Here is a 15,872-nt window from a genome sequence, read left to right as displayed (position 1 = left end):
GTTGAGCGTAGCGGAGCACAGGCTCGAAAAACAACGTCACTCGCTCGTGATCGAATCACAGCGTCAGAGCGGTTGAGCAATCTCCACCGCGCGTTGGCCCGCCGGCACCGGCCGGCCGAAGAAATATCCCTGAAAATGCGTGCAGCCTTCAGCGAGCAACTGTTGCAGCTGCTCTTGGTTTTCGACGCCTTCGGCGGTGGTTTTCATCATCAGGCTGGTGCTCATGCCCATGATCGCCCGAATGATCGCCAGCGCTTCTTTGCTCTCGTTCATCTCGCGCACGAACGACATGTCGATCTTGATCCGGTCGAAGGGAAACGAGCGCAAATAGCCCAGCGAGGAGTAACCCGTGCCGAAATCGTCCAGCGAGATCGTCACGCCCAGCGCTTTCAACGCCTGCAGCGTGTTGACGTTGTCTTCGCTGTTTTCCAGCAGTACCGATTCGGTGATTTCCAGCTCCAGTCGCCCGGCAGGCAAGCCGGAATCGGCCAGGGCCAGTTGGACCATGTCGACCAGATCGCTGTTGCGAAACTGCACCGGCGACAGATTGACCGCCACGGTATGGCTTTGCTCCCAACTGGCGGCTTCCTGACACGCCAGGTTCAGCGCCCGCTTGCCGATCTCATGAATCAGCCCGGATTCTTCGGCGACGGGAATGAAATCATTGGGCATGATCGTGCCCTTGGTGGGATGCGCCCAGCGCATCAGCGCCTCGTAACCCGAGATTTCGCTGCCGCGCTGGCCGACGATCGGTTGGTAATGCATCTGCAACTGCCCCAGATGCAGGGCGGTGCGCAGCTCGGTTTCGACTGCCCGGCGATTGCGCGCCGATTCGTCGAGCTCGTGGCGGAAGCACTCGAAGCGGTTGCGCCCGTTGCGCTTGGCCTCATACAGCGCCATGTCCGCATATCCCAGCAGTTGCTCGGGCTGGTCGTGGTCAGTGGGCGCAATCGCCACACCGATACTGACGCCGACCAGGCAGCTGTGGCCCTCGATCATGAACGGCGTGGCGACGGCGTTGATCAACCGCTGGGCGGCGAGCTGTGCAGCGCCGTCGGAATCCAGGTTCGGCAGGACGACCGCGAATTCGTCGCCGCCGAGGCGGGCAAGGGTGTCGTCGTCGCGCAGCTCGCGGCGCAGACGCTGGCCGAGCGCCCGCAGCAACTTGTCGCCGAACGCATGGCCCAGTGCATCGTTGATGTTCTTGAAATTATCCAGATCGAGACACAACACCGCCGTCAGCTTCTGCGCCTGGCCTGAACGGGTCAGCGCGTCGTCGAGCTGCTCGCGCAGCCGCGTCCGGTTTGGCAGCCCGGTCAGTGCGTCATGGTGGGCCATGTGATGAATCTGCGCCTGCGCGGCAATTTCTTCGGTGACGTCCTCGGCGACGAACAGAAGATAGTCGGATTCACCGCCCGTGTGCTGGCCGCGCAGGACGCGGCTGCGCAAAGTGCGCGGACCGATGGCGGTTTCGACCAGGGTTTCAGCCTCATGAATGCGGTTGTCATGCAGCCCTCTGGCCATCTGCTGGTCCAGAAAGGCCGCCGCTGCAGGCGAGACCACATCTCTGGCGTAACCGCCGGCCATTTCAGTCTGATGCGAGGCAAACAGATAAGCCGCTTGGTGGTTGGCCAGCAGAATCTTGCCGGTCTGCGCGTCCTGAGCGATCACTGCGGCTGGAATGTTGCTGATCACCGAGTCGAGAAAACGCGAGAGGGACGCCAGCTCCTTGCTCTGCTGCTCGGCCTTTTCCTTGCTTTTGAGCAGCTGCAGTTCGTGCTGGCGCTTTTCGCTGATGTCTTTGGTCACCTTGGCGAAGCCAATCAGCCGGCTGCGGTCGTTTTCGTCGTAGATGGCATCGATGACCACGCTCGTCCAGAAATACGAGCCGTCTTTACGCTGGCGCAGGCCCTCGGCCTGAAAGCGTCCTTCGCGCCGCGCAATCTCCAGGTTCAGCAGAGGAATACCCGAGGCGCGATCTGCAGGGGTGTAGAACACCGAGTAATGCTGGCCGACGATTTCTTCCGCCGTGTAACCCTTGGCCCGCTGTGCGCCCGCGTTCCAGTTGGCGACGATGCCGTCCGGGGTCAGCATGTAGATCGCATAATCCACCACACTCTGAATGAGCAGGCGGTACATGACGTCGGAATTTTCAAGCTGCGGCATAGGAGTCACACCTCTTGATGGAGCAAAGCTCTCAAGCACGTTTGCATCCAGGCAGGCTCGAAGCGGGGTTGCGTAGTGGCATTATGCCTATATTTAGACGAAATGTTGTACCGCATATCAAATTTGTACAAGAAATGTTCGGGGGCGTGTGAATGCGAGGTTGATTCAGGGACTCAGAGGAGAGGGGAAAAGGGGAAAGGCGCGCAGAGGGGCTTGAGCGGATGCGACTCCGCTCAAGCATGCGGCGCTCGGCGGCGGCTGACGGTCAAGTCAACCACACGCCATCATGCTGCAGGTGACGCCTGAACACTGCGTGGCCGGATTGGCACGCGGTCACACATCAGGACATCCAGTTGCCGCCGTCGACGTTGTAGGTCTGGGCGACGACGTAATCGCTTTCCGCGCTGGCAAGGAAAATCGCCATGCCCGTCAGGTCTTCGGCGGTGCCCATCCGGCCGTACGGCACTTGCTGCCCCACGAGCTGCTTCTTTTCGCCGGCGGGGCGGTTTTCGTATCGGGCAAACAGGGCGTCGACACCATCCCAGTGCTCTCCGTCGACGACACCGGGCGCAATGGCATTGACGTTGATTTTGTGCGCGATGAGGTTCAAACCCGCCGATTGCGTCAGGCTGATGACCGCCGCCTTCGTCGCGCAATAAACACCCACCAGCGCCTCGCCCCGACGCCCGGCCTGACTGGCCATGTTGATGATCTTGCCGCCGTGGCCCTGAAGGATCATCTGCCTGGCAGCAGCCTGAAGCGTGAACAAGGTACCGGCGACATTGATCGCAAACAGTCGCTCATAGCTTTCCCGGGTGATCTCGGTAATCGGCGCCAGATCGAACAGCGCCGCGTTGTTGACCAGCACGTCCAGCTTTCCGGTCTTGCCGACCACCTGAGCGATGGCCTCATCGATGGAAGCCTGCAACGTGACGTCCATCTGCACGGCATAGGCTTGCGGGCCCAGTTCGTTGGCCGTCTGTCGCGCCCGGTCCAGATTGATGTCGGCGATGGCGACCGTAGCGCCTTCGCGGATGTAGGCCTGGGCGAAGGCCCGTCCGATCCCCCGTGCCGAGCCGGTGATCAATGCACTTTTGCCGTCAAGTCGTTTCATGAGTGTTTCGTCCAATGCTTGAAAATACGGTGTGTGGCGCTGCCCTGTGTGTTGACGAAGAGAAAGGTCAGCGTCGACCTGGCGATTCATTTTTTCGGATAACCCGCCCGTTTCATTTCCCTTGAGGTGGTGGCCTGCGCCGCGGCGAGGGCCTGATCGACGGGCATTTGTCCGGTGAGCGCTGCGGAGAAGAGTTTGCCGACGGATGTGCCGATGGCTTGGAATTCGGCAATGGTCACGTATTGGATGCCTGTGTAAGGCACGGGTTTGGCGGACGGGTGGGCAGGGTCGGCATGCTGCATCATCTGCAAGGTGATCCTGGCAAAGGGCGCTGCCTGCAGATAGGCGTCACTGTAGGTCGAGGTGCGCGTGCCCGGCGGCACGTTGCTGATGCCATCTTTCTGCGCGACCAGTTGAATGTATTCTTTCGACGTCGCCCAGGTGATGAACGCCTTGGCGGCTTCCTTATGGCGTGAGGTCGCCGGAATCGCCAGCGACCATGCATACAACCAGGACGATCCTTTGTCGGTCACTTCAACGGGCGCAGGGGCAAAGCCGACACTGTCCGCCACACGGCTTTGTTCTTTGTCCGTGGTGAAAGAGCCTGCAACGCTTGCGTCGACCCAGATGGCGCACTTGCCGCTGTTGAACAACGCCAGCGTTTCATTGAACCCGTTGCTGGAAACACCGGGCGGCCCGTATTGCCTGAGGGTGTTGACGTAAAAGTTCGCCGCGGCTGTCCATTCCGGGCCGGTCAGCTCGGGTTGCCATTGCTCATCGAACCAGCGCGCGCCGAAGCTGTTGGCCATGGTCGTGAGCAGCGCCATGTTTTCGCCCCAGCCGGCCTTGCCGCGCAGGCACATGCCGTATTGCTCTTTTTCAGGATGATGGAGTTTGCCGGCGAACTCACCCAGTTGAGTCCAGCTCGGGTGCTCAGGCATGGTCAGGCCCGCCTGCCTGAACAGATCGGTGCGGTAATAGGTGACGGTGCTTTCGCCGTAGAAGGGCAGCGCGTACAAGGTGCCATTGAGGGAGAGGCCCTGTCGGACCGACGCGATGATGTCCTCGACATCGTAGGTGGCGGGAAGATCCTTCATGGGTTCCAGCCAGTCTTTCGCGGCCCATAACGGCGTCTCGTAGGTGCCGATGGTGAGCACGTCGAACTGCCCGCCCTGAGTGGCAATGTCCGTGGTCAGCCGCTGGCGCAAGACGTTTTCTTCTAACACCACCCAATTCAGTCTGATCCCCGGATGCTGTGTTTCAAACACGCTGGACAGCCGTTGCATGCGGATCATGTCGCTGTTGTTGACGGTGGCGATGGTGATCGTCTCGTCCGCCCAGGATGCGCCGGCCAGACATAGCCCGCAGGACACGAGAATCGCGTTCACAGTCATCTTCATGATGCTCTCCACGGCCACCTCGACGTGGCCACGTTATTGTTGTTTTGCCCGCTCGCGGCGTGACACGGACGGCGGGGTTGCGATGGATTACATCAGCACGTATTGATCCCGGCAAACGCGCTGGGGACGTCCGACTGATACTTTTCTGACGCGGGCGTGGTTTGCAACGTCGGTTAAAAAAGTATCGGTGCGTCGCGTCTTTCAAGGTGGAGTGCTTCAATGAAAAGGGCGTACGCTGCATACACGCCCGATCCGACAACGATAAGAAGAGGCCAGCCATGGCTGAGAATCTCACGTCTTTCTTCGAGCATTCGCCTGCCGAGCTCGAAGTCATCCTGCCCCAGCCCCAGCAGAGTTTTCGCTCGTATGAACACGACTACCCTTACGCGCTGGCCCGCTGGAACCATCATCCGGAATTTGAAATCCACCTGATCCGTCATGGCAGCGGCAAGCTGGTGGCGGGCGATTACATCGGCGCGTTCGGGCCGGGGCATGTCGCGATGATCGGGCCGGACTTGCCCCATGACTGGATGGGCGATCTGTCGCCAGGCGAGCACATCGAAGGACGTGATGTGGTGTTGCAGTTCGACGCGGCATCGTTGCTCAGCCTGCGCTCGCTGATGCCCGAGCTTGGCGATTTGCAACCGCTGTTTGAAAAGGCCCGGCGCGGACTGGAGTTTTTCGGTGCCACGGCCAGCGAAGCCGCGCGGTTACTTGAAGCCATTGGCCCGGCATCGGGTTTACAGCGGCTGGCGCTGTTCCTGCAGTTGCTCAACGTGTTCGTCGCAGCGCCCGAGCATGAGGCAACGTGCCTGGCCAGCGCCTGCTACGCGCCGAGTCTGGATGACAAGAGCGCCGAGCGGATTCGCAGGGCGTTTGCGTATCTGCAGGAAGAACTGGGCGGGGACATCAGGGTGTCGGTCATCGCCGAGCGCCTGAACATGAGCGAACCGGGGTTCTCGCGTTTTTTCAAACGGGTCACCGGTCACGGCTTCATCGACCTGACGCGCAAGTTGCGGATCCAGAAATCGTGCCGACTTTTGCTGCAGACTCGCATGTCGGTGGCGGACATCTGCTTTGAGGTGGGGTATTGCAATCTGTCCAATTTCAATCGGCACTTTCTCAGCGAAATGCAGGTGACGCCGACCCAGTATCGTCGCGGCTCAGGGGTCACGCTGTTCAACCTGAACCGCGTCCGCGCCACAGCCTGATGTCGGTCAGGCCGCAGCATTGATGCGTTTCTCGATGGACACGTGACCTGTTATCAGCTCTGTGGGGCGCCGCGTTCGACCATCTGTTGCCATTGCTGCACGCTGGGGCGAGCTTGCACTCTGGCGTGCCATGCCCGCAGTGCCTCACATTCATCGGGCACGGCCAGCTTTACCAGAGACGCGAAGATCATCCCGCCAAGAACGGCAATATCGGCCATCGAAAAATGATCGCCCGCGACGTAGGGCTGTTGCTGCAGCACACGGTCGAAGTAGTGCATGCCCCTTAGCGCCTTGTCGCGCATGCGCAGGCCCCATTCCTGGTTCTGATACAGCTCGACCTGCGGGCCGAGGCCAGGCGTGGCGTGGTGGAAATAGACGCTGACGGCGTCGAGAAACTCGATCTCGGCACGCTTGGTCATCATGTGAATCACACCTTTTTCCAGCGCCGTGCTGCCAGTGAGCATCGGATTGTCATCCAGGGCGTCGAGGTATTGAGTGATGGCCGTGCATTCCGCGATCAGCGTGCCGTCGTCCAGTTCCAGCACAGGCAGCGTGCCGGAATAATTGATCGCCAGAAATTCCGGCTGCTTGTGCTCGCCGGTCCAGAGGTTGACCGACACGAAATCAATGCGCGAAAGCATGTCTTTTTCTGCCAGTGCGATGCGCACGCGGGCAGGGTACGGACCGTTGAACCAGTCATGGATTTTCATACGGGCACCGGAGTTGGAAGAAGCATCGGAGGAGCGGCTAGAAGGTTGTATGGTTTCACCTGTCTGTCAGTTGGTAGGTAAAACTCTGGGCGCAAACCAATGCGCTGTCAAGCCCCTGCCTGTCAGTTGGCAGGTAGATTGTTTCCGGCGTAGAATCGGGCTTTGGCTGGCAAATGAGGACAGAAACGTGAGCAAGAACGCCCGTGAAGCGATTCTGGACGCCGCGAAAACCGCTGCGCAATTGCATGGTTATGCAGGCATCAATTTTCGCAGCATCGGCGAAGCGGTCGGCGTGAAGAACGCGAGCATCTACTACCACTTCGCGAGCAAGGCCGAGCTCGGCGCAGCCGTCGCGGCGCGCTATTGGCAGGACACGGCGCAAGTGCTGCAAGGCATTCGCGCGTCAACCGAAGATCCGTTTGAATGCCTGGCGCGCTACCCCTCGATCTTCCGCACGTCGCTGGAAGACGGCAACCGTCTGTGTCTGTCCAGTTTCATGGCGGCCGAGCAAGAGGATTTGCCCGACGAGGTCAAGGAACAGGTGCTGGCATTCGCCGACACCAATGTGGACTGGCTGGCGCAGGTGCTGGCCACGGCCGGGTTCGACCAGCCCAGCAGTGAACGTCGCGCCCGCGCCATTTACAGCGCGGTCGCCGGGGCGCAGTTGATTGCTCGGGCGCGTCTGGACATTGCCGTGTTCGACGAACTGATCGCCAGTTATCGCGAATCGGGGCTGATTCCGACGACCGCCGCTTGAAGCTTGCGAAACGTCGCGTGCCCCGGTCCGCTCAGGCTCCAGCCGGCACGCTCATGCCGCCGTCTGCCATGACCACCGCACCGACGATGTAGGACGCTCGCGGGGAGGCCAGGAAGGCAACGACTTCGGCAATTTCCTCCGGTTGAGCGGCGCGCTTGATCGGCGTGTTCGCCCCGTGTTGCGCCAGAAACTCAGGGCCGTCATCGACCACATCGTTGAGGATGTTGGTGATCACGTCGCCGGAACCGACGGCATTGACACGGATGCCGTGATCAATGACCTCCAGCGCCAACGCCCGCGTCAACTGGGCAAGCGCTCCCTTGGAGGCGGCGTAGGCGGCAATCGTCGGGAAGGCCTGATACGCCGCATAGGACGCGATGTTGACGATGGCCCCGCGCCGATTCGGCGTCATCACCTTCACCGCTTCCCGGGCGTGCAGAAATGCGGCGGTGGTGTTCACTGCCTGAATCCCCTCCCAGTCGTCGCGGGTCATGTCCACCACGCATTTGTTGATGATGATGCCGGCGTTGTTGACCAGGATATCCAGCCGGCCGAAATGCGTAATGGCCGCTGCGACCGCGGTTTCGGCCGCGCCATCCCGGGCGATGTCGGCCACCAGCGGAACCAGCCCCGGTCGTGCCAGTTGCTCGACCGTCGGGCTGATGTCTTCAGCGATCACCTGGGCCCCGCGTGCGTGCAGCATCAGGGCGACGGCGCGGCCGATACCACTGGCGGCGCCCGTGATCAGTGCCACTTGACCTTCGAATTCACGTGTATCTGCAGTCATCTCTTTCTCCCGTGTGAATGCGCGGCAGCAGGCTGGCTGCCGTCGACACGTCCACCTTGCGCCGTTCGGCTACCGGCGTCTGACGGGTTGGCGCCAGACTGTCGGGGTTTTGCTTTTCTTTGCCGACACTGGCTACGCTGTGCGGATCGTTCTCCAGCGCCCGACCACAGACCCGACGTCATGGAAAAAACCGATTCGGCCCCCGATGCCTATCAACCCGCGCGCATCTCTGCGCGGAACATGCCTGATTACATGCCCACCGGCGCGCATCATCCGGTCGGCGAACAGCTGGAATCGCAGGTCCAGGTTCAGCTGTTCAGGCATCGCAGCGTCGGCCAGACACTGACCGTTCCGGCGGTCGCGGAGCCGCTGCTGGTGCTGGTCCTGTCGGGCGCTGCGCAGGTGCAGGAACGTGCGATCGACGAGGCGTGGACGGCCACGGCGGTTGCCGCCGATGATTTCTTTCTGACGATGTCGCCGGAGCCTTACGAGATGCGCTGGCAGACGGAGCATGAGGCAGGTTTTGAGGTGGTGCATGTCTACCTCAGCCAGCGGCTTCTGGACCTTGCTGCCCGCGACGTGTTTTCCATCGGACATGGCGCCGTGCGCCTGCGGGAAGTGTCGGGCGGGCGCGATGAGCTATTGGCTCGCCTGGTGAGATCCCTGTTTCAGGAAATAACCTCAAAGCCCAGAGCCAGCGTGTTGTATCTGGAGAGCATCGGCCAGGCGCTGGCCGTGCATCTGGTGCGATGCTACAGCGATGATGGTGAGCCGTTCAGCCGAGCCAATGCGTTACCCGCGTACAAGCTGCACCGGGCGATCGAAACCATGCGTGATGGGCTGGACAAGGCCTTCGACCTGGGTCGGCTGGCATCGCAGGCGAGCATGAGCGTTTCGCACTTCAGTCGTCTGTTCAGCAAGGCGACCGGGCGGAGTCCGTCCCGGTACTTCATCCACCTGCGCATGGAAACCGCCCGGCAACTGCTGCTGGAATCGGACCTGAGCATTCTGCAGGTCGCGCTGGAAGTCGGCTATGCCAGCCCGAGCCATTTTGCCCAGGTGTTCAAGCGCCACTCGGGCGTCACCCCGCGTGAATACCGACATCCGCGATAAGCGACTGGCCGCCGCCGCTTTCGTGCGTCAACTGCGGTTGCGCGACACGATGCTCAGGAAACGGGCGGGCTGAGTGGCGGCGTAGTAGGCGTGCGGAATGGACCCGTCGAAGTACACGCTGTCACCCTGACTCATGTGCAGCGGCGAATAATCCTGCATGAAAAACACGATGCTGCCTTCGAGCACCAGAAGAAATTCTTCTCCTTCGTGCCCCTCCAGCGTGCGCAGACCGGTGTCCGGAATGGCGTCGACGATGGTGGGCTCCATGCTCTTGGTCGCCAGGTCCGCGCCCAGCCACTCGTAGACGCCACGTGCGGTGTTGTGCATGACGCCGCTGCCCGCGCGATTGACCACCCGGCAGCCTTTGGCGAACCGCTGTTCTTCGTTGCCGAGCATGTCGGCCCAGCGTATGTCCAGCGCTTCGCACAGACGTGCAAGGACCGCATAAGTAGGCGAAATCAGGCCGTTCTCGATCCGCGAGATGGTGGAAATCGACACGTTGGACTTTTCCGCCAGCTTGGTCAGCGACCATTTCAGGCGTTTGCGCTGCATGGCAATCATCGGCCCGGGCTCATGCATGGGCTCGGCCAGCGCCTTCGTGCTCTCAAGCGGTGCTTGTGCCGGGGCCACGACCCGTTTCGGGGACAAGGTATCAGCGCGGGATTTGTCGGTCATGGAAATGCGTCCGGATTCACGGGATGGCAGGGCGCCAGCGGGTCAGGCAGGGATTTTGCATTTTTCAGCAAAACTTCTCAACAGAGAAAAACATTTGCATTTATGCAAAATCGCTTATAGATTCGATCTCGCCAACACAAAAACAGATCAGCCCCAGCGTCACCTTTCACTCTGCCCAACCGTTGTTCGAAGTTTGCGGCCGTCATCGACGGTACAAGCCAGTCCATCAATTTTCCGCGGTAGGTGACTCATGACTACAGATTCGAAATTCCTCCAGCGTGGCCTTTCCCGTCGTACGTTGCTCAAGGCTTCCGGCTACGGTGCGCTGGCCTGCATGGCGGGCGGGATGCTGGGGCAGATGCCGATGGCATTCGCAGCGGGTGCGCCGATCAAAACCATACGTCCCGGTTACCTGACCGCCGCGTGCATGGGCGACATGCCGCTGGGTGCCGTGCGCGACGGGCAGCCGGTGGGCACCGACCTTGAGATGTTGAAGCTGATCGCCGACCGTCTGGAGCTGAAACTGGACATCCTGCCGATGGGCTTCCCGGCGGTGATCGAGGCCGTGCGCTCCGGGCGCGCTGACTGGTTCGGCGGCAATTTCGCCTGGAACCCGATGCGCTCGAAAATCCTCCTGTTGACCGATCCCGTGTTTTACACCGGGGCGTACATCATCATGCGTGACAGCGAACCTTTCACCGGCAGCATCAGCGCCGACGATCTGAAGGGCCGCACGCTGGGCAGCAACACCGGCTATTCGGTGGTGCCGGACATGAAGAAGATTCCGGGGGTGAAAGAGGTCAAGCTCTACGACAACTCGGATGCATGCATTCGCGACGTCGTGGCCGGGCGTCTGGATTTCGCGGTACTCGATGCGCCGACGATCGACTACATGATCCTGCAGAACCCGGACATGAAGCTCAAACAGATTCCCATCGGCTTCGATGAGCGTTATCCGAACCTGACGGGCAAGTTTCAGGCGATCTGGGGCGTCTACCCGCAGAATCAGGACTTGTTCGACGCAATCAACCAGGGCGTTCGCTGGCTCAAGTCCACCGGACAGATCGCCCCGATCCTGGCCCGCTACGGCATCAAGAACCCTGACTATCTAGTGCCCACAGCTGTGGATCCGCGCCTGGGCGTCGACCGCGACGAGCAGGGCAACGTTCTTGGCCCGTTCAAGCATCAGCCGCGGGATTTCAGTCAGTCATTCGCCTGATTACGCAGGCCTGGTTGTCGCTTTCCGGTTCTCGCCAAAGGGTTTTCCTATGCCGTACACACCACCTGCCACGCCGGCGGAGCAGCCGCTCGTGCGTATTCAGGCGCTGCACAAGTCTTTCGGCCGCATCGAAGTGCTCAAGGGCATCGATTTGAACGTCATGCCGGGGCAAAAGGTTTCGCTGATCGGGCCCAGTGGCTCGGGCAAGACCACGTTACTGCGCTGCATCAACTACCTGGAGGAACCCACTGCGGGCGACATCTACGTCGATAACCAGCTCATGGGCCAGCGCCAGATGGGCGCGCGCAGGGTGCCGTTGCGCGATGCCGAGCTGGCGCGTATGCGCGGCAGCATCGGCATGGTGTTCCAGCGTTTCAACCTGTTCGCTCACTTGACGGTTCTGCAGAACATCATGCTTGGCCCGCTCAAGGTGCAGGGGCGCCAGGCCGCCGAAGTGGCCGAGCAGGCGAGGGCGCTGTTGGCCAAAGTGGGCTTGCACGGCAAAGAGCAGGCGTTTCCGGATCAGTTGTCCGGCGGGCAGCAGCAACGCGTAGCCATCGCCCGGGCACTGGCGATGAAACCCAAGCTGATGCTGTTCGATGAGGCCACCTCGGCGCTGGATCCGGAACTGGTCGGTGAAGTGCTTGGGGTGATGCATCAACTGGCCGAGGAGGGCATGACGATGATCATCGTCACCCACGAGATGCGCTTTGCCGAGCAGGTCTCCGATCAGGTGGTGTTCATGGCCGACGGCCGGATCGTCGAGCAAGGCTCGCCGCAGCAGGTCTTCCGTGACAGCCAGGTGGAGCGCACGCGCGCGTTCCTGCGCGCTGTTCAGGAGCGCTGATCGATGGTGGTCATCAGTGAGCTGGAACACGCCGCGCAGTTGTTTCCCTATTTTCTGAAAGTCCTGGGACTGGGCGCGCTCAGCACCGTGGGGCTGACCGTCGCGTCGTTTGCCATGGCGCTGCTGCTGGGCTTCGTCCTCGCCCTGATGCGTTTGTCCCGGCGCGTGTGGCTGCGATCGCTGGCCAGCCTTTATCTGGAGCTGTTTCGCAATGTGCCGATTCTGACGCAGTTATTCATTTTGTATTTCGGACTCACGCACCTGGGGCTGACGCTCCCGGCGACGGTGGCGGCGATCATCGGTTTCGGCCTCAACGGCGCCGCGATCCTCTGCGAAGTGTTTCGCTCGGCCATCAACAATGTGGACAGGGGACAGGCAGAGGCGGCATCGGCCATCGGCATGACCCGGCGCATGGCGCTGCGCATCATCGTCTTGCCTCAGGCTATCAAAGTGGCGCTGCCTGGCATGGCCAACTTCGCCATCAGCCTGCTCAAGGACACCTCCCTCGCGTCGGCCGCCGCCGTGCCGGAGCTGGCGTTCAAAGCGCGCATGCTGGTCAGCGAAACCTACCAGACCAACCTGATTTACCTGATGGTCGCTGTCATCTACCTGATATTGAGCCTGGTGCTGGCGCGCATGGGCCATCGCGCTGAATCCCGACTGCGCGGAGGTCATTGACATGACGTATTACGAACTCTGGCAAGCCTGTCGCGAAGAACTGCTGGCCGCGGCGTGGTCGACCCTGCAACTGGCACTCGGTGCCCTGGCGATCGGGCTTGCAGTCGGCCTGCTTGTGGCGTTGCTGCGCATGAGCCGGGCGCGCCGCGTGCGGCGCCTGGCCACCGCGTATGTCGAGCTGTTTCGCGGCACTCCGGCGCTGGTGCAGCTGTTCATTCTGTATTTCGGCCTGACGGCAGTCGGCATCGAATTCAGCTCGTTTCAGGCGGCAATGATCGGCCTCGGCCTCAATGCATCGGCCTACCTGAGCGAAGTCTATCGCGCCGGCATCGAGGCGGTGCCGAAGGGGCAATACGAAGCCGCGCAGACCATCGGCATGACGCGCTTCAAAACCATGCGCTGGGTGGTGCTGCCGCAGGCCATCCGCGTGGTGCTGGCGCCGATCGGCAACGTGGCGATTTCGCTGCTCAAGGACACCTCGGTTGCGTCATTGATCGCCACGCCGGACCTGATGCTGCGCGCGCAGGACCTCAGCTCCGTCTACTTCATGCCGCTGGAAACCTATCTGATCGTGGGCGCCATGTACTTCGTGCTGTGCTTCCCGCTGTCGCTCGCTGTACGAATGCTGGAGCGCAAGAGCTCCAGATGATCAACCCAAGCAAGTCCTCAACCTCAACAGGAGTCATCATGCGTAAAGTGATCAAAACCGGACTGCCAGACGGATCCGCACCCGTGGAATGGGCGACCGTGGGCGGCAAGACCCTCTACACCGCCAGCATCCCGATCTACGCCGACGGCAGCATCGAAACCGGCGACATCGCCACCCAGACCGAGCTGACCCTGCGCAACCTCAGGCAGACCATCGAGGCCGCCGGCGGCACCATGGACGATTACACCCAGCTGCAGGTCATCCTCACCGACAAGGCGTATTTCGAAGGCATGAACGAGGTGTATCGCACCTTCTTCAGCACGCCTTTTCCTAACCGGGCGACGATCATCGCCGACCTGATGGTGCCGGGCGCAAAAATCGAAATCATCGCCAACGCCTACCTGGAACAGTAAAACCATGCCCGCCACGATCATCATCGGTGCTGGCGTCATCGGCGCCACGACTGCGTATTTCCTCGCTCGCGAAGGTTTGTCGGTCACTGTGCTGGACAGCCAGCCCGAGCCCGGTATGCAGACCAGTTTTGCCAATGGTGGTCTGTTGGCGGCCAACAGCGCGCTGCCCTGGTCATCCCCGGGCACGCCGCTGCAAATGCTCAAGTGGCTGGGGCGTGAAGATGCGCCGCTGCTGCTGCGTCCCTCGGCGATCCCTTCGCTGGGAAGCTGGGGGCTCAGATTTCTGGCCAATTGTCGCGACAGCAAATACCGCGACACGGCCAACACGCTGACCCGTTTCGGGCAACACAGCCTGGGTCTGATGAACACGTTGCTAGCGCGCGACTCGTTGAATTTCGACCTGGGCCGAGGCGGGTTTCTGGAAATTTTCAAAGGACCCGGTGCACGGGCCAGCGCCGAGTCGTTCGCCACGCTGCTTGAACGCATGGGCGCTCGCGTCAGACGGCTCGACCGCCTGGCGTGCGTCACGCTTGAGCCTTCGCTGCTACCGATCGAGTCGAGCATCGAAGTGGGACTCTGGCTGGAGAACGATTGCTGGGGCGATGCGCACCTGTTCACTCGCGAAATCGCCAGAGTCGCGGCGGATCAAGGCGTGCGCTTCGAATACGGCAGCGAGGTCACCGGCCTGGAGGTCAGGAACGGTAAAATCACCGGGGTGAAGCTTGCTCACGGGCGTATCGAGGCCGAGCGGGTCATCGTGTGTGGCGGGGCGGCGTCGCCGGCGCTGCTTGCACCGTGCGGCGTGAAGATCTCGGTGGCACCGGTCAAGGGTTACTCGCTCACGCTCAATCGCGATGAAGTGGGTGTCGCGCCGACGCGGCCTATCGTCGATGACCACGAGCACATTTGCGTCACGCCGCTGGGCGACCGGCTGCGAGTGGCCGGCACGGTGGAGTTCGCAGGCAATGACCGCACGCTTCGGGCGTCGCGGGTGGCCAATCTGAAACAGGCCTTGCGCAACCTGTACCCGCAGATCAGTCTGCCGGCCGAGGTCAATGCCTGGTGCGGCATGCGCCCGATGACGGTGGATGGCCTGCCGTATATCGACGCGACGCCGATCGAAAACCTGTTCGTCAATACCGGCCATGGCGCATTGGGATGGACGCTGGCCTGCGCCAGTGCCGAACGGGTGACGCAACTGGTGACAGGCACCTACGCCCCGCATGTCGGCGCTTTCAAATTGAATCGACGGCTTATCTGACTCGCCAGACCTGATCGGGGTGCTACGGTCTGCTCAACTCGATCAGTCACGCAGAGGTGAGTCGAACACTGGCGATGCGCATTCTGCGTCTATGCTTGAGCGGCACCCCAATGGTCGCGCCGCCTGACTCGACATCACGCGCCCCGCAGGCCACAGCAGCCTCATAACAACACCCGAACAGGGAGTCACGCGATGAAAACGCCGTTGCTCGTCACGCTGTTTTGCTGTGCCACTTTCGCGTTGACCGGGTGCTCCAGCGCCCGCGTCGATCCCAGCCAGTATTCCGGATTCCTCAAGGATTACAGCCGTCTCAAGCCCACCGAAAGTGCCAGCGGTGCGCCTGTCATGCGCTGGATCGATCCGGACGTGAAGCTTGAGAAATACACCCGCGTGTACATCGAACCGAGCCAGTTTTACCCCAAACCACAGCCCACGGCGGTGATCTCGGCGCAGACGCTGCAGTCGATCACCGGCTACTTCGACACCGCTCTGCGCCGCGAGCTGGGGCAGAACATGACCCTGGCGCAAGGCCCCGGTCCCGAGACGCTCATCGTTAGGCCGGCCATCACTGCGGTCTCCACCCATAACGAGGGGCTGAAACCTTATGAGGTCGTGCCGATCGCGCTGGTGGCGGCGGCTGTCAACACGGCCGCGGGTGGGCGCGACCAGAGCGTGGAAATTGCCACGGAAGCGGCTTTCCTGGATTCGGACACCAACAGTGTGCTGGCGCAGGTGGTGCGCAAGGGCAGTGGCAAATCGCTGGAAAACGACAAGGCGCAACTGACGCTGGACGACGTCAAGCCGGTGCTCGACGGTTGGGCCAGAGACATGCGACTGGCTTACGAGAAGTTGAAGAGCAAGCACTAGCGACC

At 61.4% G+C, this 15,872-nt stretch carries 16 protein-coding genes; 10 read left to right on the top strand and 6 right to left on the bottom strand.

What is annotated here, in order from left to right; all coding sequences use genetic code 11:
- Positions 1–63 precede the first annotated feature (63 nt).
- From QRN36_RS09245 to QRN36_RS09235, 3 genes are all read right to left on the bottom strand, one after another.
- Entirely contained in the window at positions 64–2,166 is a 2,103-nt protein-coding gene (locus QRN36_RS09245) for an EAL domain-containing protein (RefSeq protein WP_285423784.1), read from the bottom strand.
- 340 nt (positions 2,167–2,506) lie between these two features.
- Positions 2,507–3,280 carry an L-iditol 2-dehydrogenase gene (locus tag QRN36_RS09240; protein WP_285423783.1) on the bottom strand — a complete coding sequence of 258 codons (774 nt, stop codon included), beginning with the start codon at positions 3,278–3,280 and terminating at the stop codon, positions 2,507–2,509.
- Between the two features lie 86 nt (positions 3,281–3,366).
- Entirely contained in the window at positions 3,367–4,680 is a 1,314-nt protein-coding gene (locus tag QRN36_RS09235) for a sugar ABC transporter substrate-binding protein (protein WP_285423782.1), read from the bottom strand.
- A gap of 278 nt (positions 4,681–4,958) precedes the next feature.
- Here QRN36_RS09235 and QRN36_RS09230 point away from each other — a divergent pair, with 278 nt between their 5' ends.
- Positions 4,959–5,891 carry an AraC family transcriptional regulator gene (locus tag QRN36_RS09230; protein ID WP_285423781.1) on the top strand — a complete coding sequence of 311 codons (933 nt, stop codon included), beginning with the start codon at positions 4,959–4,961 and terminating at the stop codon, positions 5,889–5,891.
- Between the two features lie 53 nt (positions 5,892–5,944).
- Here QRN36_RS09230 and QRN36_RS09225 read toward each other — a convergent pair whose 3' ends face one another.
- On the bottom strand, positions 5,945–6,601 hold the full coding sequence (locus QRN36_RS09225; RefSeq protein WP_285423780.1) for a glutathione S-transferase: 657 nt from the start codon (positions 6,599–6,601) through the stop codon (positions 5,945–5,947).
- Between the two features lie 187 nt (positions 6,602–6,788).
- Here QRN36_RS09225 and QRN36_RS09220 point away from each other — a divergent pair, with 187 nt between their 5' ends.
- Positions 6,789–7,358, top strand: coding sequence for a TetR/AcrR family transcriptional regulator (locus QRN36_RS09220; RefSeq protein WP_285423779.1), 570 nt, complete (start codon positions 6,789–6,791; stop codon positions 7,356–7,358).
- Positions 7,359–7,389: 31 nt separating this feature from the next.
- Here QRN36_RS09220 and QRN36_RS09215 read toward each other — a convergent pair whose 3' ends face one another.
- Positions 7,390–8,145 (bottom strand): SDR family NAD(P)-dependent oxidoreductase, encoded by a 756-nt coding sequence (locus tag QRN36_RS09215; RefSeq protein ID WP_285423778.1) that lies wholly within the window; start codon positions 8,143–8,145, stop codon positions 7,390–7,392.
- Positions 8,146–8,325: 180 nt separating this feature from the next.
- On the opposite strand from QRN36_RS09215, the gene QRN36_RS09210 reads away from it, so the two are divergent.
- The gene (locus QRN36_RS09210; RefSeq protein WP_285423777.1) at positions 8,326–9,258 is read left to right on the top strand and encodes an AraC family transcriptional regulator; all 933 of its coding nucleotides are present in this window, start codon (positions 8,326–8,328) and stop codon (positions 9,256–9,258) included.
- Positions 9,259–9,285: 27 nt separating this feature from the next.
- Here the strand turns inward: QRN36_RS09210 and QRN36_RS09205 are convergent, their stop codons facing one another.
- Complete coding sequence (locus QRN36_RS09205) at positions 9,286–9,933, bottom strand: helix-turn-helix domain-containing protein (RefSeq protein ID WP_285423776.1); 648 nt, start codon at positions 9,931–9,933, stop codon at positions 9,286–9,288.
- Positions 9,934–10,183: 250 nt separating this feature from the next.
- Between QRN36_RS09205 and QRN36_RS09200 the strand changes: the two genes are divergently transcribed.
- From QRN36_RS09200 to QRN36_RS09170, 7 genes are all read left to right on the top strand, one after another.
- The gene (locus tag QRN36_RS09200) at positions 10,184–11,152 is read left to right on the top strand and encodes a transporter substrate-binding domain-containing protein (protein WP_285423775.1); all 969 of its coding nucleotides are present in this window, start codon (positions 10,184–10,186) and stop codon (positions 11,150–11,152) included.
- A gap of 49 nt (positions 11,153–11,201) precedes the next feature.
- Positions 11,202–11,999 carry an amino acid ABC transporter ATP-binding protein gene (locus QRN36_RS09195; protein WP_285423774.1) on the top strand — a complete coding sequence of 266 codons (798 nt, stop codon included), beginning with the start codon at positions 11,202–11,204 and terminating at the stop codon, positions 11,997–11,999.
- A 3-nt stretch (positions 12,000–12,002) separates the two neighbouring features.
- Positions 12,003–12,677 (top strand): amino acid ABC transporter permease, encoded by a 675-nt coding sequence (locus tag QRN36_RS09190; RefSeq protein ID WP_285423773.1) that lies wholly within the window; start codon positions 12,003–12,005, stop codon positions 12,675–12,677.
- Between the two features lies 1 nt (position 12,678).
- Positions 12,679–13,326 (top strand): amino acid ABC transporter permease, encoded by a 648-nt coding sequence (locus tag QRN36_RS09185; RefSeq protein ID WP_285423772.1) that lies wholly within the window; start codon positions 12,679–12,681, stop codon positions 13,324–13,326.
- 38 nt (positions 13,327–13,364) lie between these two features.
- A complete protein-coding gene (locus tag QRN36_RS09180; protein WP_285423771.1) occupies positions 13,365–13,739 on the top strand; it encodes a RidA family protein in 375 nt (124 codons plus the stop codon).
- Positions 13,740–13,743: 4 nt separating this feature from the next.
- A complete protein-coding gene (locus QRN36_RS09175; RefSeq protein WP_285423770.1) occupies positions 13,744–15,000 on the top strand; it encodes a D-amino acid dehydrogenase in 1,257 nt (418 codons plus the stop codon).
- A 192-nt stretch (positions 15,001–15,192) separates the two neighbouring features.
- The gene (locus tag QRN36_RS09170) at positions 15,193–15,867 is read left to right on the top strand and encodes a DUF3313 domain-containing protein (protein WP_285423769.1); all 675 of its coding nucleotides are present in this window, start codon (positions 15,193–15,195) and stop codon (positions 15,865–15,867) included.
- Positions 15,868–15,872 lie beyond the last annotated feature (5 nt).

Origin of the sequence: Pseudomonas sp. efr-133-TYG-103a, assembly GCF_030209235.1 — a bacterium.
Taxonomy (GTDB): Bacteria; Pseudomonadota; Gammaproteobacteria; order Pseudomonadales; family Pseudomonadaceae; genus Aquipseudomonas.
This window is presented reverse-complemented; position numbering and strand designations above follow the sequence as displayed.